The organism is Streptomyces sp. Ac-502 (assembly GCF_045222935.1).
Taxonomy (GTDB): Bacteria; Actinomycetota; Actinomycetes; order Streptomycetales; family Streptomycetaceae; genus Streptomyces; species Streptomyces monomycini.
Genome location: NZ_JBHFFO010000001.1, coordinates 3666945 through 3688435 on the forward strand (window position 1 = coordinate 3666945; position 21491 = coordinate 3688435).

At 71.0% G+C, this 21491-nt stretch carries 14 protein-coding genes and 4 pseudogenes; 9 read left to right on the plus strand and 9 right to left on the minus strand.

Going from position 1 to position 21491, the window contains the following annotated elements:
* Positions 1 to 206: 206 nt before the first annotated feature.
* Positions 207 to 1721, plus strand: a complete 1515-nt coding sequence (locus ACEXOX_RS16590) for a TerD family protein (protein ID WP_406526369.1) — start codon at positions 207 to 209, stop codon at positions 1719 to 1721.
* A 335-nt stretch (positions 1722 to 2056) separates the two neighbouring features.
* On the opposite strand, the gene ACEXOX_RS16595 is transcribed toward ACEXOX_RS16590, so the two are convergent.
* From ACEXOX_RS16595 to ACEXOX_RS16620, 6 genes are all read right to left on the minus strand, one after another.
* Positions 2057 to 2794 carry a Tellurium resistance gene (locus ACEXOX_RS16595; protein WP_406521511.1) on the minus strand — a complete coding sequence of 246 codons (738 nt, stop codon included), beginning with the start codon at positions 2792 to 2794 and terminating at the stop codon, positions 2057 to 2059.
* Positions 2795 to 3027: 233 nt separating this feature from the next.
* Positions 3028 to 4230 (minus strand): DUF475 domain-containing protein, encoded by a 1203-nt coding sequence (locus ACEXOX_RS16600; RefSeq protein WP_406521512.1) that lies wholly within the window; start codon positions 4228 to 4230, stop codon positions 3028 to 3030.
* 54 nt (positions 4231 to 4284) lie between these two features.
* The gene (locus tag ACEXOX_RS16605; protein WP_030023140.1) at positions 4285 to 4860 is read right to left on the minus strand and encodes a TerD family protein; all 576 of its coding nucleotides are present in this window, start codon (positions 4858 to 4860) and stop codon (positions 4285 to 4287) included.
* A gap of 260 nt (positions 4861 to 5120) precedes the next feature.
* Positions 5121 to 5696, minus strand: a complete 576-nt coding sequence (locus ACEXOX_RS16610) for a TerD family protein (RefSeq protein ID WP_406521513.1) — start codon at positions 5694 to 5696, stop codon at positions 5121 to 5123.
* A 157-nt stretch (positions 5697 to 5853) separates the two neighbouring features.
* Positions 5854 to 6312: a peroxiredoxin gene (locus ACEXOX_RS16615; RefSeq protein ID WP_031003511.1), complete on the minus strand. Its 459-nt coding sequence runs from the start codon at positions 6310 to 6312 to the stop codon at positions 5854 to 5856.
* A gap of 206 nt (positions 6313 to 6518) precedes the next feature.
* Positions 6519 to 6959, minus strand: a complete 441-nt coding sequence (locus ACEXOX_RS16620) for a DUF3052 domain-containing protein (protein WP_030023137.1) — start codon at positions 6957 to 6959, stop codon at positions 6519 to 6521.
* A 469-nt stretch (positions 6960 to 7428) separates the two neighbouring features.
* Here ACEXOX_RS16620 and aceE point away from each other — a divergent pair, with 469 nt between their 5' ends.
* The gene (aceE, locus tag ACEXOX_RS16625; protein WP_406521516.1) at positions 7429 to 10161 is read left to right on the plus strand and encodes a pyruvate dehydrogenase (acetyl-transferring), homodimeric type; all 2733 of its coding nucleotides are present in this window, start codon (positions 7429 to 7431) and stop codon (positions 10159 to 10161) included.
* Between the two features lie 160 nt (positions 10162 to 10321).
* On the opposite strand, the gene ACEXOX_RS16630 is transcribed toward aceE, so the two are convergent.
* From ACEXOX_RS16630 to ACEXOX_RS16640, 3 genes are all read right to left on the minus strand, one after another.
* Entirely contained in the window at positions 10322 to 10651 is a 330-nt protein-coding gene (locus tag ACEXOX_RS16630) for a small hydrophobic protein (protein WP_406521518.1), read from the minus strand.
* Between the two features lie 68 nt (positions 10652 to 10719).
* Positions 10720 to 11124 carry a peptidase inhibitor family I36 protein gene (locus tag ACEXOX_RS16635; protein WP_406521520.1) on the minus strand — a complete coding sequence of 135 codons (405 nt, stop codon included), beginning with the start codon at positions 11122 to 11124 and terminating at the stop codon, positions 10720 to 10722.
* A 418-nt stretch (positions 11125 to 11542) separates the two neighbouring features.
* Positions 11543 to 13147 carry an MFS transporter gene (locus ACEXOX_RS16640; protein WP_406521521.1) on the minus strand — a complete coding sequence of 535 codons (1605 nt, stop codon included), beginning with the start codon at positions 13145 to 13147 and terminating at the stop codon, positions 11543 to 11545.
* Positions 13148 to 13261: 114 nt separating this feature from the next.
* Between ACEXOX_RS16640 and ACEXOX_RS16645 the strand changes: the two are divergent.
* The 7 genes and pseudogenes from ACEXOX_RS16645 (at position 13262) to ACEXOX_RS16675 (ending at position 21451) form a co-directional block, all read left to right on the plus strand.
* A pseudogene (locus ACEXOX_RS16645) lies at positions 13262 to 13977 on the plus strand (TetR family transcriptional regulator).
* Between the two features lie 302 nt (positions 13978 to 14279).
* Positions 14280 to 15503: an alpha/beta hydrolase gene (locus tag ACEXOX_RS16650; RefSeq protein WP_406521522.1), complete on the plus strand. Its 1224-nt coding sequence runs from the start codon at positions 14280 to 14282 to the stop codon at positions 15501 to 15503.
* A 192-nt stretch (positions 15504 to 15695) separates the two neighbouring features.
* On the plus strand, positions 15696 to 16592 hold the full coding sequence (locus ACEXOX_RS16655; RefSeq protein ID WP_406521524.1) for a DUF4429 domain-containing protein: 897 nt from the start codon (positions 15696 to 15698) through the stop codon (positions 16590 to 16592).
* Positions 16593 to 16799: 207 nt separating this feature from the next.
* Positions 16800 to 18085 (plus strand): annotated as a pseudogene (locus ACEXOX_RS16660) (sensor histidine kinase).
* Positions 18082 to 18761, plus strand: a pseudogene (locus ACEXOX_RS16665) (response regulator). Before ACEXOX_RS16660 ends, ACEXOX_RS16665 begins: the two co-directional pseudogenes overlap by 4 nt.
* A 236-nt stretch (positions 18762 to 18997) precedes the next feature.
* Positions 18998 to 20164 carry an alpha/beta hydrolase gene (locus ACEXOX_RS16670; RefSeq protein WP_406521525.1) on the plus strand — a complete coding sequence of 389 codons (1167 nt, stop codon included), beginning with the start codon at positions 18998 to 19000 and terminating at the stop codon, positions 20162 to 20164.
* A gap of 61 nt (positions 20165 to 20225) precedes the next feature.
* Positions 20226 to 21451 (plus strand): annotated as a pseudogene (locus ACEXOX_RS16675) (acyltransferase).
* Positions 21452 to 21491 lie beyond the last annotated feature (40 nt).

Here is a 21491-nt window from a genome sequence, read left to right on the forward strand (position 1 = left end):
CGGGGCCACCCCGCGGCGACTCGCTGTCTGGATCCGGCCGGTAATCGTACGTGCGGCCGCGACGAGAAAGTTCCCGCCCATGTGAAAAGCACGTGACCCGCACACGACGGCCAGGTGACGCGGGCACCGGGCGGGCCACGCCGGAGCGGCCCCCGCGTTGTCCCTCCGACCTCCGGGAAGGCAGGATTACGGACATGACGCACGCGATGCTGAAAGGGTCCAACGTACCCCTCGACACCACGGCGGTCCGGGCCGTACTGCGCTGGGCCCCCGGCGCGGGGGTGCCCGATGTCGATGCCTCGGCCCTGCTCCTCGGTGCCGACGGACGCGTGCGGTCCGATGCGGACTTCGTCTTCTACAACCAGCCACGGCACCCCAGCGGCCTGGTGCGGCACCTGCCGAAGACGCAGCTGGCCGACGGGGTGGCGGACACGATCGAGGCGGACCTGTCCGGACTTGAGGCGTCGGTGGACCGTGTCGTGCTCGCCGCGTCGGCGGACGGCGGGACCTTCGCGCACGTACGGGATCTGCGCGTCCTGCTGCACGACGCCTCCTCGTCGGACGACGAGCCGGTCGCGGTCTTCGACGTAGTGCCGGAGACGGGCAAGGAGACGGCCCTGATCTGCGGCGAGTTGTACCGGCGCGGCGACCGGTGGAAGTTCCGTGCGCTCGGGCAGGGGTACGAGAACGGGCTGATCGGCCTGGCCGCCGAATTCGGGATCTCGGTGGAGGAAGAGGACGAGTCCGCGGCGCAGGAAGCCAGTGCCACAGCCGGTACGACAGCGGGTGCGGCAGCCGGTGCGGCAGCGGCCGCGTCGTCGGACGCCACCGCACCGGCGGGCAGCACTGGCAGCGATGCTGGGCCCAGTTCCGGGTCCGGCTCCGGCGAGGCAGGGGGTTGGCTTCCGCTGCGGACCCTGAGGCCGCGACACAGCATCTGCCCGATTCGGGCGCGGGATCGGGCCCGAATCAGGCGCCGAGCCCTGCGCCGGCCGTGTCGTCCCCGGCGACGCCGCCGGCACCAGCCCCAGCGCAGGCGCCAGCCCCGGCGCCAGGTTCCGCAGCCCAGTCAGAGCCGGACTCCTTTCCGCTGTCGCCGCCCGCCGCTCCGCCCTCGGCCGCACCGCACACGGCCGCACCGGCTGCGGCGTACCCGCCTCAGCCGCAGCCCACCGGTGGAGGCTACGGCTATCCGCAGAACGGTCCGAACATCCCGCCGCCTCCGACGCAGCCCCCGGCCCAGCCCGCGTACGGATACCCCGGCCCGATGCCGCAGCAGCCGCAGCCCTCGTACGGCTATCCGCAGCCTCCGCAGCAACACCAGCATCAGCACCAGGCGTACCCGACGGGCCCGGTGGCTCCCGCTGTCCCGGCGCCTCCGGCTTACGGTTATCCGCAGCAGCCCCCGGCTCCCGGTCCGGTTCCCGGTCCCGGGCTGGACCCGAACTTCGTCCTTCCGCCGCAGGGGCCGCAGTTCCAGCACCGCTGACGGGCGGGTGGCGGCCCGGCAGCGCTCAGCCGTCAGCACTCACCCGCACTGTTCAAGGGGCTGTGGCGGCCAGCGACCGGCATGTGTTCGGGTCGGCCGTCATCGCGCCATGCCGGGCTTGCTTGGCGGGAGAGTGGGGTGCTTCCCTCGGGCGCCTGCCCGCAAGCAAGCGTCTGCTCGCAGACGGCCCACGGCCGGGCGTCCAGGGGCTGAGCCGCTGACCGCGCACTGAGCAGCCGTTGAGGTGCGCAGCCGCCCGTTGAGCGACTGAGCAGCCACTGACCAGCCGCTGAGCAGCGTGAGCGCCGAGCAGCTCAGGGCGGCCGGGCACGACCACGGTCGCGAGCCCGGGCGTTCCCGCCCCGGCCGCCACACCAGCCGTAACGTTTCTCCAGCCCAGCCCCACCCGTCCCCGTACTCCCAAGCCCCCGCACCGCCGACTCGGGCTCTCCACCCAGCCCCAGCTCACGCCGCAGCCCACGCCCTCGGCTCAAGCCCCCAGCTCATGCCCTTGACGCAAGCCCCAAGCTCCGAGCCCAGCCCACGCCCCCAGCTTGCGCCCTCGACTCACACCTTCGACTTGTACCCCCGCCCCCACTGCAGGCCCCAGCCGTACAGGCGGTCCAGTTCGGACTGGAAGCCGTAGACGTACTTCACCTCGCGGCGGACGGTGAGTTCGCCCTTGTTGTTCTCCAGCATGAAGATGGCGCAGGAGCGGGCCTGTGGCGCGCGTTCGTCGAGGCCGATCTCCACGCGGGGGCCGCTGCTCGGGTAGAGCGTCACGACGGCGTGGGTGCGGTCGAAGGCCGGTGTGCCGTCGTAGATGTAGACGAAGATCAGCAGGCGCTTGATCTCGTCGCGGTGGTCGAGGTTGATGTAGAGCGTCTCGCCGGAGGGCGAGCCGAAGCGGTCGTCGCCGCTGAGTTTCACGTACGGCGCGGCGTTGATGTCGCCCAGGAAGTTGCCGAGCGGCTGCACCACGCCCTTGGTGCCGTCCTTGAGCTCGTACAGGCAGGCCAGGTCCAGGTCGATCTTGACGACCGCCGGCCCCTGCGCCTGCACCACCTCCGGTTTGAACATCTTGCCCGGATTGCGCAGCAGGCTGCCGCCGCGCTGCGAGCTGCGCATCCCGATGTCGGGCGTGCGCATCTGCCAGGACAGGTTGACCCGCAGGTGTCCGGAGGCCGCGCCCTGCTTCGTCAGCGAGACGACCGGGTTGCGCTTGGTCAGCTCGACCACGTGCGACGCGCCACCGGTTTCGAATTTCGGCGCCCCGCCCCGACGCCAATTGTCCAAGAACGACACCTTGCCCCACCCCATCGATCCGACCCGGAGGCCGCCCGCCAGACGGCTCGGCGACCCGACTGCTACGTGCGTCCCGGCCGCACCGGTTCGTCCCGGCCGTGCCGGCTCTCCCCGGCCGTTCCGGTCCTCCCCGGCTGTACCGGCCGCCCCGTGGCCCGGTACGGCCGCGGGGCGGCCATGGAGTGAGCACTCCATGGCCGCCCCGCTGAGAGCGTTCCTCAATCAGGCCCTCGTCACACTCCGGAGGCAACTTCCGACTTTGCCCCGGAGTCTTCGCTCGCTTTGCCTTCCTTGCGGTTCTTGCGCATGGATGACCAGAAGGACGCGGCGATCAGCACGATTCCGACCAGGCCGGTGATGACCTCGTTGATCTCGTACTTGATCGTGGCGAGCAGGATGACGGCCAGCGCGCCGATGGCGTAGTGCGCGCCGTGCTCCAGGTAGACGTAGTCGTCGAGGGTCCCCTTGCGGACCAGGAAGACCGTCAGCGAACGGATGTACATCGCGCCGATGCCCAGACCCAGCGCCATCTCGAAGATGTCGTTGGTGATGGCGAAGGCCCCGATGACGCCGTCGAAGGAGAACGACGCGTCGATGACCTCCAGGTAGAGGAACAGGAAGAACGCGGCCTTGCCCGCGAGCCCCACGCCCGAGACGGAGCCGCGCTTGGACGTCTCGCCGTTCGCACCGGCACCGGCACCGGCTTCCTGGGCCGCCACCGCCGGCTTCGCGGCGGAGCCGTTGCCGGCGTCCTCGTTCTCGGCCTCCTGGGCCTCTTCGGCCTCCTCCAGCTTGTCCTCGAAGTAGCCGGAGACACCGCCCACGACCAGGTACGTGAGCAGGCCGGCGACGCCGGACAGCAGGACCGTCGCGCTCTTGTCACCACCACCGTGCGCGACGTCGGTGGCCACCGTCATGGCGCCGACGAGCAGGACGACCAGCGCGACGATGACGGACAGCATGTCCAGCTTGCCCATTTTGGCCAGCGGCCGTTCCAGCCAGCCCAGCCACTTGTGCTCGCGCTCCTCGAAGATGAAGTCGAGGAAGATCATGAGCAGGAACATGCCACCGAAGGCCGCGATGGCCGGGTGGGCCGCCGTGACGAGGTGCTCGTACTGCGCCTTGTCGTTGATCGCCAGATTGACGGCCTCGATCGGTCCGATCTTCGCGGTGACCGCGACGATGACGACCGGGAAGACCAGGCGCATGCCGAAGACGGCGATGAGAATGCCGACGGTCAGAAAGATTTTCTGCCAGAAGGCGTTCATCTTGCGCAGGATTCCGGCGTTGATGACCGCATTGTCGAACGAGACCGAAATCTCCAGGATCGACAGGATGCCAACGATCGCTAGCCCCTGCCACCCCCAGAGGACGCCGGCCAAGGCCAGGCCGGCCGCCGTGACGGCGAACGACCAGCCAAAGGTTCTCAGGAGCACTGCCTAACCCAATCCCTCGCTGTATGGGGTCCCCCGCGCGCAGTGCGCGGCGCTTTACGAAACGTTGACCCCGAAGTCTAGAGCGATGCCTCGCAACCCCGACGCGTACCCCTGGCCCACCGCGCGGAACTTCCATTCACCGCTGTACCGGTAGACCTCACCGAAGATCATCGCGGTTTCGCTGGAGGCGTCCTCACTGAGGTCGTAGCGCGCCAGTTCACTGCCGTCCGCCTGGTTGACCACGCGGATGAAAGCGTTGCTGACCTGGCCGAAGCTCTGGCCGCGGACATCCGCCTCGTGGATCGAGACGGGAAAAACGATCTTGTCGACCTCTTCGGGGACCGTGCTGAGGTCCACGAGAATCGACTCGTCGTCCCCTTCACCCTCACCGGTGAGATTGTCACCCGTGTGCTCGACCGAGCCGTCCGGGCTCTTGAGATTGTTGTAGAAGACGAAGTACTCGTCGCCGAGCACCCGCCCCGACCTGCACAGCAGCGCGCTGGCATCCAGGTCGAACGGCGCTCCTGTGGTCGAGCGCGCGTCCCAGCCGAGGCCGACCATGACCTGCGTGAGATTCGGAGCGGCCTTGGAGAGGGAGACGTTGCCTCCCTTTGCGAGCGTGACGCCCATGGTGTTCGCATCCTCCCCGGTGACGGTGGTGCCGCGGTTGTCCACGGCTTTCATACGGGTTCGTACATGGCCCGTACGGGACGGACACGGTCCCGGATACGCCACTTTTACGGCGCACAGGTGGACTCCGCGGGGTGCGCGTCCGCCGCCGCGCCGGGATCCGTGTCCCGCACGGCCTGCGTACGGGCTTCAAGCGCGCCCGGCGCCGTACTCCCCGGACAGGGGGTACGACGCCGGGTACGGAAGGGTGACGGCTCGGGTCAGACGTTGACGCCGAAGTCCTGCGCGATGCCGCGCAGGCCCGAGGCGTACCCCTGGCCGATGGCCCGGAACTTCCACTCCGCGCCGTTGCGGTACAGCTCGCCGAAGACCATGGCGGTCTCGGTCGAGGCGTCCTCGCTGAGGTCGTAGCGCGCGAGCTCGTTGCCGTCGGCCTGGTTCACGACGCGGATGTAGGCGTTGCGGACCTGGCCGAAGCTCTGCTGGCGGTTCTCGGCGTCGTAGATGGACACCGGGAACACGATCTTGGCGACGTCGGCGGGCACGTCGGCGAGGTTCACCTTGATGGCCTCGTCGTCGCCCTCGCCCTCACCGGTGGTGTTGTCGCCGGTGTGCTCGACCGAGCCGTCCGGGCTCTTCAGGTTGTTGAAGAACACGAAGTTCTGGTCGTTGGCGACCTTGCCCTGGTCGTTGGTCAGCAGCGCGCTGGCGTCCAGGTCGAAGTCCGTACCGGTGGTGGTACGGGCGTCCCAGCCCAGACCGACGAGCACCGCGGTCAGATTGGGGGCTTCCTTCGTCAGCGAGACGTTTCCGCCCTTGCTGAGGCTGACTCCCACGAGTCCTCCCTGGGTTCGAGGGGTACGAAATGCTTTGCGCCCCCATCGTGCATGGCATCAGATCAACGTTTTGATCCTAGTGACCGGTTCCCACCGATTACAGGTAGCGGTGCGGACACCGCGCCGATGTCGCGGCGGGAGCCGGTCACGGCGGGAATCAGAGGGTGCCGAGCGCCTTGAGGTAGTCGTTGAGGTCACGGGCGTCGGGCAGGCCGTTGACGACCGTCCAGCGCACCACGCCCTCCTTGTCGATGATGAAGGTCCCGCGCACCGCGCAGCCCTTCTCCTCGTCGAAGACGCCGTAGGCCCGCGAGGCCTCGCCGTGCGGCCAGAAGTCCGACAGCAGCGGGTACTCCAGGCCCTCCTGCTCGGCGAAGACGCGCAGCGCGAAGGGCGAGTCGTTGGAGACGGCCAGCAGCTGCACGTCGTCGTTGACGAACTTCGGCAGCTCGTCGCGCAGGGCGCACAGCTCGCCGGTGCACACGCCGGTGAAGGCGAAGGGGTAGAAGAGGAGGACGACGGCCTTCTCGCCGCGGAAGTCGGAGAGCTTGATCAGCTCACCGTGCTGGTTCTTCAGCTCGAACTCCGGAGCCTTCGAGCCGACCTCGATCGCCATGGGGACCGTTCCCTTCGCAGACACCGTGCGCGGACGCCTTTGCCGTGCCCGGCGCCGTCACCGGCGTGCGGCGCGGGGCACCGCCGGCAGCGGCCGCTCCGGCGGATTCCAACAGGTTGCGGCCAACCCTACGCGCCGGGGCGCGCACGCCGAGCCCCCACCGGTTCACCCGGCGGAGGGCTCGGCACGGAACGTGGGGGCGCAGCTCAGCGCTTGCCCGACTTGGCGCCCTTGGGGGTGACCAGGCGGCTGCCGCTCCAGTCCTTGCCCGCGTTGATGCTCCTGGTCTGGGACAGGCCCGCGGTCTGCGCGGCTTCGTTGATGTCGCTCGGCTCGACGTATCCGTCGCGTCCGGTCTTGGGCGTCATCAGCCAGATCTCGCCGCCCTCGTCGATCAGACCGATGGCATCCACCAGCGCGTCCGTGAGGTCGCCGTCGTCATCGCGGAACCACAGCACGACGACGTCGGCGACGTCGTCGTATTCCTCGTCAACGATCTCCTGGCCGATCACGGCCTCAATGGCTTCGCGGAGCTCCTGCTCGACGTCGTCGTCGTAGCCGATCTCCTGGACCACCTGTCCGGGCTCGAACCCCAGCTTGATGGCCGGGTTGGTCCGCTCCTCCGCGTGGTCCGCGGTCGCGCTCACGGATTGCCTCCTGTCATGTTTCGGTAAATGGGTTGCACCCACGCGTGCGCGGGGCATTGGGCGTAGTCCACACGGGCCGGGCGGATCGCGCAAGTACCCGGCCGCCGAGACCGTCGAAACGGTGACGTTTACCGCCGTCTCGCCGCAACTGCGACCCCACCCGCACGGCGGGAAGTGATTCACCCCACATCTCTTTAACGCCTTTATTGCGTTTTGTTCGGTGACTGGGCTCTTTGGGGGTGACGCCCGGCACCCGGACCTCTTCGCGGGGTTCGCACGACCGTACGGCGACCGGTTCCGGCGTGGGCGTATGGTTGCGATTTGGCCGACCTCAAAAACCGGCCTGCGAGCGCCCGTCTCTTAGGGGGTGGTTACCCACCGGTAGAGATGACGTATCCCGGTGAGCCGGTACACGATGGAAGACGGCGCGACACCAAAGCAGAGCAAGACCGAACAGCGAAGGAACAGCGTGGCTTCCGGATCCGATCGCAACCCGATCATCATTGGCGGCCTTCCCAGCCAGGTCCCGGACTTCGATCCCGAAGAGACCCAGGAATGGCTCGACTCGCTCGACGCAGCCGTCGATGAGCGAGGCCGGGAACGTGCCCGCTACCTCATGCTCCGCCTGATCGAGCGGGCCCGCGAGAAGCGCGTGGCCGTGCCCGAGATGCGCAGCACGGATTACGTCAACACCATCGCGACCAAGGACGAGCCGTTCTTCCCCGGCAACGAGGAGATCGAGCGCAAGATCCTGAACGCGACCCGGTGGAACGCCGCGGTCATGGTGTCGCGGGCGCAGCGCCCCGGTATCGGCGTCGGCGGCCACATCGCCACCTTCGCGTCCTCCGCCTCTCTGTACGACGTGGGCTTCAACCACTTCTTCCGGGGCAAGGACGACGGCAAGGGCGGCGACCAGATCTTCTTCCAGGGCCACGCCTCCCCCGGCGTGTACGCCCGTGCCTACCTCCTGGACCGGCTGAGCGAAACCCAGCTCGACGCCTTCCGGCAGGAGAAGTCCAAGTTCCCGAACGGTCTGTCCAGCTACCCGCACCCGCGGCTGATGCCGGACTTCTGGGAGTTCCCGACCGTCTCGATGGGCCTCGGCCCGCTCGGCGCGATCTACCAGGCCCGGATGAACCGCTACATGGAGGCGCGCGGCATCGCCGACACCTCCGACTCGCACGTGTGGGCCTACCTCGGCGACGGCGAGATGGACGAGCCCGAGTCGCTCGGCCAGCTGTCCCTCGCGGCGCGTGAGGGCCTGGACAACCTGACCTTCGTGGTCAACTGCAACCTGCAGCGCCTGGACGGCCCGGTCCGCGGCAACGGCAAGATCATGCAGGAGCTGGAGTCGCAGTTCCGCGGCGCCGGCTGGAACGTGATCAAGCTGGTGTGGGACCGCAGCTGGGACCCGCTGCTGGCCCAGGACCGCGACGGCATCCTGGTCAACAAGCTGAACACGACGCCGGACGGCCAGTTCCAGACGTACGCGACCGAGACCGGTTCGTACATCCGCGAGCACTTCTTCGGTGACGACCACCGGCTGCGGGCGATGGTCGAGAACATGACCGACCAGCAGATCCAGCACCTGGGCCGCGGCGGTCACGACCACAAGAAGATCTACGCGGCGTACGCGGCGGCCAAGGCCCACAAGGGCCAGCCGACGGTGATCCTCGCGCAGACCGTCAAGGGCTGGACCCTCGGTCCGAACTTCGAGGGCCGCAACGCGACCCACCAGATGAAGAAGCTGACGGCCGAGGACCTCAAGCGCTTCCGCGACCGGCTGCACCTGCCGATCTCGGACAAGGAGCTGGAGGACGGCAACCCGCCGTACTACCACCCGGGCCGCGACTCCGAAGAGATCCAGTACATGCACGACCGCCGCAAGGCGAACGGCGGCTACGTGCCGACCCGTATCGTGCGTGCCAAGCCGCTGCCGCTGCCGGACGACAAGGCGTACGCGGGGGCGAAGAAGGGCTCCGGCCAGCAGAAGATCGCCACGACCATGGCGTTCGTGCGGGTCCTGAAGGACCTCATGCGGGACAAGGAGATCGGCAAGCGTTTCGTGCCGATCGCACCGGACGAGTACCGCACCTTCGGTATGGACGCGTTCTTCCCGTCCGCGAAGATCTACAACCCGCTGGGCCAGATCTACGAGTCGGTAGACCGCGAACTGCTGCTCGCCTACAAGGAGTCGCCGACCGGCCAGATGCTGCACGACGGCATCTCCGAGGCCGGCTGCACCGCGTCGCTGATCGCGGCGGGCTCCGCCTACGCCACGCACGGCGAGCCGCTGATCCCGATCTACGTCTTCTACTCGATGTTCGGGTTCCAGCGCACCGGTGACCAGTTCTGGCAGATGGCCGACCAGCTCGCACGCGGCTTCGTGCTGGGCGCGACCGCCGGCCGTACGACCCTGACCGGTGAGGGCCTCCAGCACGCGGACGGCCACTCCCAGCTGCTCGCCTCGACCAACCCGGCGTGTGTCGCCTACGACCCGGCGTACGGGTACGAGATCGCGCACATCGTCAAGGACGGTCTGCGCCGGATGTACGGCGAGAACAGTGAGGACATCTTCTACTACCTCACCGTCTACAACGAGCCGATCCAGCACCCGGCCGAGCCGGCCGACGTGGACGTCGAGGGCATCCTCAAGGGCCTGTACCGCGTCAAGCCGGGCGACAAGGGCGAGCACGCGGCCCAGATCCTCGCGTCCGGTGTGGCCGTGCCGTGGGCGATCGAGGCCCAGCAGATCCTGGCCGACGAGTGGAACGTCAAGGCGGACGTCTGGTCGGCGACCTCCTGGAACGAGCTGCGCCGCGACGCGGTGGAGATCGAGGAGCACAACCTGCTCCACCCGGAGGAGGAGCAGCGCGTTCCGTTCGTGACGCGGAAGCTCGCCGACGCGCAGGGTCCGAAGGTGGCCGTGTCCGACTGGATGCGTGCCGTTCCCGACCAGATCGCGCGCTGGGTGCCCGGCACATACCAGTCGCTGGGCGCCGACGGCTTCGGCTTCGCGGACACGCGTGGCGCGGCCCGTCGCTTCTTCCACATCGACGCGCAGTCGATCGTCCTCGGCGTGCTCACCGAGCTGGCCAAGGAGGGCAAGGTCGACCGTTCGCTGCTGAAGCAGGCGATCGACCGTTACCAGCTGCTGGACGTCGCGGCCGCGGAGGCCGGCGAGGCGGGCGGCGACGCGTAGTCGTCCGCGGGACAGTCGACACCACGAGGCGCCCCCGGCCGGATCGCTCCGGCCGGGGGCGCCTCGTGTCGCTTCGGAACATCAGCCCGGCATCCGCTCGGAACGCCGGTTCGGCATCCGCTCCGCACGTCCGCTCAAGACGTCCGTGCAGAGCGTCCGCTCAGAACGGTGCCCCGACGGCCGTGGTGGTGATCCGGATGATCGCGAACACCGTGTCGATCACACCGAGGACGACGGCCACCAGTGCCGGCAGCGCGTGGCTCCCGCTGTTCCACCGGCGGTCCATCGCGAGCCAGCCGAGGAGCACGGACACCGGCCCGAGCACGATGCTCAGGATGAAGAATCCGGCGACCGCGCAGATCAGTCCGATCACGCCCAGCGTCGCGCGGTCCGGCCCGGTCCGAGACCCCGTCCGGCCTCGTGAGCGGGGGTTGCTCCGCAGGTGGGTCCGCCATCGGGTGCGGCTGTGCTGTCCGAGGCCCGCCATCATCCCTCCCGAGGGTCGCGTGGTTCGGGCTCGGGCTCCGAGTACCCCGCGTCGCCGTACCCACTCCCCCGTCAGCTCTCCCAGATTTTGAACGCCCTGACCTGGTAAGGGGATTCGGGCACCCAACTGCCACCGCCCGGGTAGGTGTCGAACTCCCCGGTCTCCTCGCACTCGGCGCTCTGGTACGTGGTGACGGGCCGGCCGGTGCGGTTGGCGAACGAGGCGGCGCGGACTCCGGCGGGCAGCGTGACGCAGCTTTCGATGTCGGTGCCGGACAGTTCGTAGGTCTGCCGCTTGCCGCCGAAGCCGCGGCCCGGCCAGACGCAGAACTGGCCGGTGGCGCAGTCGCCCGCGGCCGGCCCCGGGTGCGCCCGCGGCCGCTGCTGCGGCGCTCCGTGCGCGGACGGGACGCCGAGGTGGGCGACGGCCAGTGCGGCGGCTCCGGTCAGCAGGGCGACGGTGTGGATCGGACGCATGTGCATCACTCCCCCGTGGAGTACGAAGTGGTCTGCCGCGGCGGGCACTTGCCCGCCGCGGGCCGGTGATCCGAGCTTGGCCGTGCACGGACGCCGGAGCCAAGCCCGCGGCGGACGTCCCACCCTGATAGGCGATGTGCCGCTGCCGGACCTTCAACGGGCGGCCGGGGGCGAGCTGTTGACGCCACCGCCCGGTGTACGGAAGGGCGGCGGGCGCCGGGGTGCGGAAAGCCTCAGGCCCGTACGGGGGACGGCGGGCCTGTGGAGAAACGAAAACGCGCGGCCGGCCGGAGCGGGAAGCTCCGGCCGGCCGCGCGTCGAGACACCCCGACCGCCCGGCGGACGGCCGGACTTCAGGCATCAGGCATCAGACGGCAGACGTCCGGCATGCAGGCATTCAGATGTCAGGCGTCAGGCGTCAGATGTGCCCGACGCCCGCGCCCGCCTCCGCGTTGGCGCCGCGCTTGGTGAACAGCGCGACGACGGCCGCGACGACCGCCACGGCGCAGGCGACGGTGAAGGCCAGGCCCATGCCCGACACGAACGTGTCGTGCACCGCGGTGCCGATACGGTCGACGATCTGCGGCGTCATGCCGGGGGCCTGGGCCACCTGCGGCGGCACCGCGCCGACCTCGGCGGCGGCCTTGAGCGCCGGGTCCGGGGCGCCCGGCAGTCCCGCCTTGCTCCAGTTGCCCGCGAAGTCCGAGCTGACCTTGCTGGACATCACGGCGCCGAGCACCGCCGTACCGAGGCTGCCGCCGACCTGCATGGCGGCCTGCTGGAGACCGCCCGCCACACCGGACAGTTCCAGCGGCGCGTTGCCGACGATGACCTCGGTGGCGCCGACCATGACCGGCGCGAGGCCCAGGCCCAGCAGCGCGAACCACAGGGACATCGTCAGGGTGCCCGTGCCGGTGGACAGGGTGGTCATGCCGAACATGGCGACGGCGGTGAAGACCATGCCGCCGACGAGCGGGACCCGGGGGCCGAACTTGGTGATCAGCGCGCCCGCGGCCGGCGAGCCGACGATCATCATCGCGGTCAGCGGCAGCAGGTGCAGGCCGCTGTCGACGGGGCTCAGGCCGTGCACGTTCTGCAGGTAGAAGGTGACGAAGAAGAGGCCGCCCATGAAGGCGAAGGCCATCAGCACCATCAGGATCGTGCCGGCCGTCAGCGGGACGGAACGGAACATCCGCAGCGGGATCAGCGGCTCGCGGACCTTGGTCTCCAGGATCGCGAAGGCGGCGAAGACGACGACCGCCGCGGCCAGGAAGCCCAGCGTCCTGGCGTCGCCCCAGCCCCACTCACCGGCCTTGATCAGGGCCCAGATGAGGCAGAACATGGCACTGGAGAGCAGCACGATGCCGGGGATGTCGAAGGAGCGCGGGGCGTTCACGGCGCGGTGGTCCTTGAGGATCACCAGGCCCAGTACGAGGGCGAGGATGCCGACCGGCACGTTGATGAAGAACACCGACTGCCAGTTCACGTGCTCGACGAGCAGACCGCCGACGATCGGGCCGCCGGCGGTGGAGGCGCCGATGACCATGCCCCAGATGCCGATGGCCATGTTGAGCTTCTCGGCCGGGAAGGACGCGCGCAGCAGTCCGAGGGCGGCGGGCATCAGGAGCGCGCCGAAGATGCCCTGCAGCACGCGGAAGGTGATGACCAGCGAGACCTCGCTGGACAGCCCGATGGCTCCGGAGGCGATGGCGAAGCCCACCACGCCTATGAGGAACGTCTGCCGGTGGCCGAAGCGGTCACCGAGCTTGCCGGCCGTGATCAGCGAGACGGCGAGCGCCAGCAGATACCCGTTGGTGATCCACTGGACGTCGGCGAGGGACGCCTTGAGGTCCGCCTGGATGGCCGGGTTGGCGATGGCGACGATGGTGCCGTCCAGGGCCACCATCATCACGCCGATCGCGACGGAGAACAGGGTCAGCCACGGATGACCCCGGAGCCCCTTGCGAGGCTCCGGTACGGAAAGGTCCGGCGCGGCATGGGCAACCGGGGTCTTAGAGCTCATTCCCCGAGGCTAATGTCAGCCACTGACAGTTGACAAAGTAATTCAACAGTCGGTAACTGTCATTTAGCTCACAGGTATCGTGAGCTGCGGCAACAACGAGAAAGGCGGCGCAGGATGACCAGCTCCACGCCGCAGGTGACCCGACCTGAAACCGCCTGGACCGGCGGAGGCGAACCCTCTGGCGGCACCGGGACCGGCGGCCTGCGCGAGCGCAAGAAGCAGCGCACCCGTGACGCGCTGATCCGCTCCGCCCTCGAACTGTTCACGGCGCACGGCTACGACGAGACGACGATCGACGAGATCGCCGAGGCCGTCGACGTCTCGCAGCGCACGTTCTTCCGCTATTTCGCGAGCAAGGAGGAGGTCGTCTTCGCCGTCCACGAGATGGTGGAGGCGCGCTTCGCCGAGGAGCTGGAGCGGCGGCCGGCGGCCGAGGCACCCTGGAGGCGCTGCGCAGCGCCGTGATGACCTCGTGGGACGACATCGGCGGTGTGATCCAGTCGGTGATTCCGCTCGAACTGCACATGCGGACGTACCAGATGATCGAGTCGACGCCCGCCCTCATGGCCGCCCACTGGCGCCGCTACTCGGAGCTGGAAGAGCAGATCGCCCGGCTCGTCGCGCGGCGCGAGGGCGTGGACGTGACGGCCGATCCGCGGCCACGGGTGGTGGTCGCGGCGTTCAGCGGGGTGATGCGGGTCGCCGGGAAGGTGTGGGGCGAGGGCGAGGACGTCAGCGTGGAGTCGATCCGCGAGATCACCGAGGAGTACCTGGCGCAGATCTGCCCGGCCGTGTGCGGCGACTGGCGCGGGCGGGCGGAGAGTCGGTGACGGCACCCTCCGGGAACGGCACGGACCGAAAGCCGGTGACGACGCCCTCCGGGAACGGCACGGACCGAGGGCCGGTGACGGCGCCCCCGGGAACGGCACGGGCGGGCGGAGGGCCGGTGACGGCGCCCTCCGGAGGCAGCGCGCCCCTCGGCCGCCGAGTGCTGCGGTGAGTCCGTTTCTGCACGTCTGAGCGGCGACCGTTACCGTACCGTGTCCGAACTGGTCCCATATGACCAGCCTGAAACGTGATATCCCTCACCCCCTCAGCGGGCGCCCCGTCACTTCTCCTAGGGTGGCCCGCGGTGACTTCTTCCTTTCCGGGCCTCGGTGCCCCCTCCTTCGGTTTCCTGCAGTCCACCGCGTGGCGTGCCGCGCTCGCCCTGCTGGTGGTGTTCGTGATGCTCGCGATGACCGGCTGGACGGCCGTCAGAGGCAGCAAGGACGACGCCAACCCGCTGGCCACCGCGCGGTCCGCCTGGGAGCACGCCTCCCTCGGCGGTCACCGGCTGCCGGACACCGACTCCGCGCCCGGCGCGCTCGCCGCCTTCTTCCGGAAGCTGAGCCGGGCCGACCGGGCCACGCTCGCCGACCGCTACCCGCTGGTGGTCGGCAACATGGGCGGCGCCCCCGTCGAGCTGCGCTACCAGGCCAACAAGCAGGCGTTGCGGCAGGCCGGCGAGCTGGAGCGAAAGCGGATGCACGACCGGCGGCTGACGCCGGTGGGCCGCCAGGAGGCGAGCCGGCTGATGCACCGCTTCGAGTCGATGCGCGGCTCCGGCCGGCAGATCCTCGCGTTCGACCCGGCGGGCGGCGGGCGGGCCGCGGAGGTCTTCGGCGATCTGCGGCAGGCCCGGCACGTCTCGGTGGTGGTGCCCGGCGTGGACACCAACCTCGCGACCTTCGAGCGCACCGCGCGGGCGACCAGCGCGCCCGCGGGGATGGCCAGGTCGCTCTACGACGCCGAGCGGTCCGTACGCGACGGCGACTCCCGTACGGCCGTGATCGCCTGGGCCGACTACACCGCGCCCGCCGGGCTCGGTGTCGGCGCGGCCACCGGGCAGCTCGCAGAGGCGGGCGCGGTACGGCTGAACGCGCTGGTGCGGGCGCTGCCGGAGGCGGCTGCCGTCTCGCTGATGTGCCACAGCTACGGCTCCGTGGTGTGCGGCGTCGCGGCCCACCGGCTGCCGTCCAGCGTCACCGACATCGCGGTGGCGGGCAGCCCCGGGATGCGGGCGGAGACCGCCGCCGGGCTCGGTACCGGTGCCCGGGTGTGGGCGATGCGCAATCCCGACGACTGGATCCAGGACGTGCCGTACATGGAGGTCGGCGGGCTCGGCCACGGTGCCGACCCGGTCACCGCGGCCTTCGGTTCCCGGGTGCTGTCGGCCGCCGGCGCCGAGGGCCACGCCGGGTACTTCGTGCCCGGCACGGAGAGCCTGCGCAACTTCGCGAAGATCGGGGTGGGCGCGGTCTCCTCGGTGCACTGCGCCGCGCAGGACCGGGAGTGCTCGGCCGGCCTCGCCTGAGTGGCGGCGCCCGATGGAGTGGCGGCGCACGGTGCCGCACCCGTGTCCGTACCCGGGCCCGGGCCCGTGCCACAAGGCGCGAACCGGACGGGCCGGGCGCGGGGGCGACATGGGGCAAAAGCGGCTTGACGCGCGTAGCGCATGATGTCCGGAAGGGGGACGGGCGGGCGACCGCCGCTTACGATGAGCCGCATGGGTGATGTGCTGGCCGGTTTTCACGCCGTCTGGGAGTTCGACACGGACTCCGTGCTCATCCGCTTCGAACGGGGGATACGCAGGCCGAAGCTGTTCCAGGCGCTCGGCGAGCGGCGCGTCCCCTACGAGGCGTTGAGGTCCGTCGAGCTGTCGCCGGGCAGACGCGGCACGATGGTGCTGCGCGCGGTGCCCCGGCCGGGCGCCGACCCGCTGATGGAGGCCGCCGACGGCCAGCTCAAGGATGATCTCGACCCGTACCGCCTGGCGCTGCCGGCCGACCGGGAGACCCTCGCCGAGTACTACCGCGACGAGCTGCGCGCCGTGCTCGGGCCCGCCGCCGCGCTCCCCGCCGACGAGCACCTGGTGGCCGCGCCGGAACCGCCGCTGACCTTCAAGGCGTACGACGGCAAGGCGTCCTTCGACGGCGATTCGGTGGCGTTCCGCTGGTTCTGGACGGGAGCGTCGTCGGCCAAGTGGAAGTGCGGTGACCAGCACTTCCCGGTCGGCGGGCTGACCGGGGTGGAGTGGCGCTCGCCGGAAGGCGGCGCCGGGGCGCTGTCGGGCAACGGGTATCTGCGGCTGGTGGAGCGCGGTGCGCAGGACCGGCGGCCCGGCGAGGCGGACCAGGACCCGGCTTCGGTGGTCTTCGGGCTGGGGTACGGCCCGGTGCACGAGTCGCTGCCGTTCGCCGCCTCGGTGCTCCAGGCGGTACGGGCGGCCACGCCCGGCGCCGACGCGGGGCCGGGCCGGCCGGTGCGCACCCGCACCGACGACCGCCGCGACCCGGCGGACATCGCCGACCGCATCCGGCAGCTGGGCGAGCTGCACACGGCGGGCCTGCTGACGGACGCCGAGTTCACGACGAAGAAGGCCGAGCTGCTGGCGGAGCTGTAGCGGCGCGGGGGCCGGTGCCAGGGCGCTCGCCCTGCCGGGGCACGACCCGGGCCGCCGGAGTGTGCCTCCGGCCTCCCCGTACCGGGGTATGACGGCAGAGGCCACCCCCGGTATGACGCCCCGCCCGCCCGCCGCCCCTTACGCTGACCAGGCCATGCAGACCACACCACGCCCCGCCGGCGACCGCCGTTCCCCCGCGCCCGCGCCCTGCGGGCCGGGCGGCAGGCGTTGCACACCCTCGCGGAGGACCTCGGGAGGCCGGCCGACCCCGGCGCCGCGCTCTTCGGCGAGGTGCAGAACCGCTGGCTGCGCCTGCTGCCGTACGTGGTCGCCTTCGCCTTCGCGGTCTCTCTGCTGCCCTCGACGGTGCATGTGCTCACGCACGACTACGGGCTCAGCGGCGGCCCGGCCGGCGCGCTGGCCACCGCCCAGACCGTGCCGCTGCTGCTGGCGGTGACCCGACCGCTCCAGGCGTGGTGGGTGATCTTCGCGGCGGACGTCCTCGGCGGCGTCGCGCTGGCCTTCGTGCCGGCGGGAGAGGGCCGCGCCTGGCCCTGGCCGGCCACGGTCATCGTCGGCTACCTCGTCCTGATGCTGGCGTTGTCGCTGCGCGAGAGGCGCCGCACGCTGATCGCCGTCTGGGGGCGACCGGCGCCCTGAGCGTCCTGTTCGAGCTGGTCCGACCGGACCGCAGCGACGGCACCTGGGTGCTGATGTTCGTCCTGTCCGGTCTCGTCCTGCTGGTCGGCGGCGCGCTCCGGGAGCGCGGGGCGGCCCAGCGCAAGCTGATCGAGCAGGAGAACATCAGCGAGGCGGAGCGTGCCATGCGCACCCTGCTGGAGGAGCGCACCCGGATCGCCCGTGAGCTGCACGACGTCGTGGCCCACCACATGTCGGTGATCACGGTCCAGGCCGACAGCGCGCCGTACCGCATCAGCGGCATCCCGGAGGCCGCCCAGGAGGAGTTCAGCACGATCGCCGCCACGGCGCGGGAGTCGCTGGCCGAGATGCGGCGGCTGCTGGGCGTACTGCGCAGCGAGGAGACGGAGCGGCACGGTGGCCCGGAGAAGGCGCCGCAGCCCGGCCTGGCGCAGCTGCCGAAGCTGGTCGAGGGGACGGTGCGGGCGGGGGTGCCGGTCGAGCTGGCGCTGCCTGAGGAGCCGGTGGCCCTGGCGCCCGCGGTGGGCCTGTCGGCGTACCGCATCGTGCAGGAGGCGCTGGCCAACGTCGTACGGCACGCGCCGGGCGCGCACACCCGCGTCTCGGTCACGGCCGACGAGGCCGGCGGGCGGCTGACCGTGCTGGTCGTCAACAGCGCCCCGCCGCGCGTCGCCGCGCCGCTGGAGACCTCCGGTACGGGCCACGGTCTGGTCGGCATGCGCGAGCGCGTACGGCTGCTGGACGGCACTCTGGACACCGGGCCCCTGCCCGACGGCGGCTTCCGCGTCGCCGCCCAACTTCCCATAACAGCAAAGGACCGCCACCCCGCATGACCACTCGGGTGATCATCGTCGACGACCAGGCCATGGTGCGAGCCGGCTTCGCCGCGCTGCTCGCGGCGCAGAGCGACATCGACGTCGTCGGTGACGCGCCGGACGGTGTGCAAGGCGTCGAACTGAGCCGCCGTACGCACCCGGACGTGGTGCTGATGGACGTCCGGATGCCGGAGATGGACGGGCTGGAGGCGGCCCGGCAGCTGCTGGACCCGCCGCCCGGCGTCGTGCACCGGCCGAAGGTGCTGATGCTCACCACGTTCGACGTGGACGACTACGTGTACGAGGCGCTGCGGGCGGGGGCGTCGGGGTTCCTGCTGAAGGACGCGCCGCCGGCCGACCTGATCTCGGCGGTACGGGTGGTCGCGGGGGCGAGGCGCTGCTCGCGCCGTCCGTGACGCGGCGGCTGATCGCCGACTTCGCCCGGCAGCGGCCCGCACCGCGCAAGGACCGGACCGCGCTGCGCCTGAACGGGCTGACGCCGCGGGAGACCGAGGTACTGGAGCTGATCGCCCGCGGCCTGTCGAACCAGGAGATCGCGGAGGCGCTGGTGCTCGCCGAACAGACGGTGAAGACCCACATCGGCCGGGTGCTGGCCAAGCTGGAGCTGCGCGACCGCGCGCAGGCCGTGATCTTCGCGTACGAGTCGGGACTGGTGTCACCGGGCGTGAACTGAGCGGGCACCCCCGCGACCACGCCCCCACGCCCCCACCGGAACACCGGCCGATGGGGGCAGGGTGGGGGTAACTCCCTACAAGGTCCTGGGGGTGGCCGGTCGTGCTGAAGGACGAGCAGGTCAGGCACCCCCTACCCCGGTATCAGCGGACAGTTGGCCCCGCGGTGTGACGCCGGGTCACCCACCCGCTTTCTACGTTTCCCTCCGTCACACCAACGGAAGAGGGAGACCCCACCATGTCCTTGCTGCGCCGGTTCACCCCACGCGGTAGGCGCACGCTCGTCGCGCTCACGCTGGCGGCGATGGTCGTCGGCGGCACCGGCGGCTGGGCGGCGGGGTCCACCCAGGAGGCCGTCACCGGGCCCGCGCCCGGCGCCGCCGCCTGGCGCGCCGACCACTCGCTGGGCAAGCGGCTGCCGGACCCGGCGACCGCCACCCCGGCGCAGGTCACCCGCTTCTTCGCGGCGCTGAGCGAGGCCCAGCGGCAGGAGCTGGCGGCCCGTCACCCGTCGACCGTGGGCAATCTGGACGGCGCGCCGGTGGCCCTGCGCTACCGCGCCAACGCCCTCGCGCTGACGGCGGAACGCGACCGGCAGACGGCCCGTGCCACCGACCCGGCCGGCACCCTCCAGGACCACCAGGAGGCCCGCCGGCTGGCCGGCCGGTACACCGAACTCCTGCTCCCCGGCCGCCAGATACTCGCCTTCGACCCGCGCGGCCGCGGCCAGGTGGCCGAGGTGTTCGGGGATCTGGTGGCGGCGCGGCGTACGTCGGTGTTCGTACCGGGCTCGGACATCGACCTGTCCTCGTCCGACCGCGCACGCGACCCGTACGGCACGCCGTCCGGCATGGCGAAGTCGCTGCGGGCCCGGATGGCCGCCGAAGCGCCCGGTGTCCCTACGGCCGCGATCGCCTGGACCGGCTACACCACGCCGGTCGGCCTCGGCCCGGACGCCGCGACCGGCCGCCTGGCGGAGGCCGGCGCCCCGCGCCTGGCCCGCTTCCTGGACGGGCTGGCCGCCGTCGGCGTACGGGCCCCCGCCCTGCTGTGCCACAGCTACGGCACGGTCGTGTGCGCCCGGGCCGTACCGCTGGTGGAGCCGGGGCGGATCGCGGACCTCATCGTCTTCGGCTCGCCCGGGATGCGCACGGACAGTGCGGCGGCGCTGCACACCACCGCCCGGGTGTGGGCCGCCCGGGACGCCTCCGACTGGATCGGCAACGTGCCGAACGTCGAGTTCCTGGGCCTGGGGCACGGTACGGACCCGACGGACCCGGAGTTCGGCGCGCGCCGGGTGCCCGCCAGGACGGCCGAGGGGCACACCGGCTATCTCGCGCCCGGCACGGACTCGTTGCGCAACTTCGCCGACATCGCGCTCGGCCGCTACGACCGGGTGCGCTGACGCCGGCGGCCGCAGCCCGCTACTCCTCCTCCCCGACCGCACCTCCTCCGAAGGAGGCCCCATGGCCGCCCCGCTCCTGGCTCCCGTTCGCAAGGCCGTCCACAGCATCGAGGGCCGTACCCCCGCCCACCGTGACCGTGCCGTCGACGGTCTGCGCGCGCTGGCGCTGCTCGCCGTGCCGACCGGACACTGGCTGCTCGGCGGATTCACCCTCGACTCCGGCGGCGCGCTGCACAACGCGAGCCCGCTGTCCTCCTTCGCCGCCCTGGCGCCCGCGAGCTGGGTCCTCCAGATGCTCGGCATCTTCTTCCTGGTCGGCGGGTACGCCTCCGTGCTCTCCTTCCACCGGGCCGCCGCGCGCGGGGAGTCGACGGGCCACTGGCTGCGGGCCCGGCTGGCCAGGCTGGGCCGGCCCGTCCTCGGGGTGACCGCTGTCTGGGCGGTGCTGATCCCCGTACTGTCCACGCTCGGCGTGCCCGAGGCCACGCTGCGTACGGGTGCGACGCTGGTCATCCAGCCCCTGTGGTTCGTCGGCGTCTACGCGGGGATCACCGCGCTCACGCCGTACTGCGTCCGCGCGGCGCGGCGCCTGGGCGCCTGGGCCGCGGCCCCGCTACTGGGCGCCGTCGCCGTCGTCGACTTCCTGCGGTACGGGCCGTTCGCCGACGCGATGCCGTCGTGGCTGAGCCTGCTCAACCTGCTGCCGGGCTGGATGTTCGCGTACCAACTGGGCGTGTCCTGGGGGAGAAGCGGCTCGGCCGGCGTGCCGCCTGGGTGCTGCTGCTGGGCGGTACCGCCCTGTTCGCCGCGCTGCTGCTGTTCTTCCACTACCCGGCGAGCATGGTCGGCGTCCCGGGCCAGGACCGTACGAACTCGCACCCGCCGTCGCTGCTGGTCCTCGCGCTGGCCGCGGCCCAGTCCGGCGCCGCGGTCCTGCTGCGCGACCGTATCGCCCGGCTGCTGCGCCGCCCTGCCCTCTGGGCGCCCGTGGTCGTCGTCAACCTCTGTGCGATGACGGTGCTGTGCTGGCACCAGACGGCGATGTTCTCGGCGGCCGTCCCCGCGTCCTTCCTCGGTGCGGTGCCCGGTCTCACCACCGCGCCGGACACCGTCGGCTGGGTCCTCGTGCGCATCGCCTGGCTGCCCGTCTTCGCCGTGGCACTACTGCTGATCGGCCGTCTGGCCCGCCGTTTCGAGGCGCCGTGGACCGGCGTCACGGCGGCCCGGCGGGCCGTCGCGGGAACCCTGGCGGCGGCCTTCGCGGTGTTCGCGCTGGGGCTCGCCTGAGCCCGGCGCGGACGCGGGAACGCGGCGGGCGGAGCCGATC

Excerpts from the sequence above, each read along its gene's own strand:
- ACEXOX_RS16640 (WP_406521521.1), bottom strand. The coding sequence starts at position 13,147 with ATGAGCTCTAAGACCCCGGTTGCCCATGCCGCGCCGGACCTTTCCGTA.
- ACEXOX_RS16615 (WP_031003511.1), bottom strand. The coding sequence starts at position 6,312 with ATGGCGATCGAGGTCGGCTCGAAGGCTCCGGAGTTCGAGCTGAAGAAC.
- ACEXOX_RS16605 (WP_030023140.1), bottom strand. The coding sequence starts at position 4,860 with ATGGGCGTCACGCTCGCAAAGGGAGGCAACGTCTCCCTCTCCAAGGCC.
- ACEXOX_RS16630 (WP_406521518.1), bottom strand. The coding sequence starts at position 10,651 with ATGATGGCGGGCCTCGGACAGCACAGCCGCACCCGATGGCGGACCCAC.
- ACEXOX_RS16590 (WP_406526369.1), top strand. The coding sequence starts at position 207 with ATGCTGAAAGGGTCCAACGTACCCCTCGACACCACGGCGGTCCGGGCC.
- ACEXOX_RS16655 (WP_406521524.1), top strand. The coding sequence starts at position 15,696 with ATGGGTGATGTGCTGGCCGGTTTTCACGCCGTCTGGGAGTTCGACACG.
- ACEXOX_RS16670 (WP_406521525.1), top strand. The coding sequence starts at position 18,998 with ATGTCCTTGCTGCGCCGGTTCACCCCACGCGGTAGGCGCACGCTCGTC.
- ACEXOX_RS16635 (WP_406521520.1), bottom strand. The coding sequence starts at position 11,124 with ATGCGTCCGATCCACACCGTCGCCCTGCTGACCGGAGCCGCCGCACTG.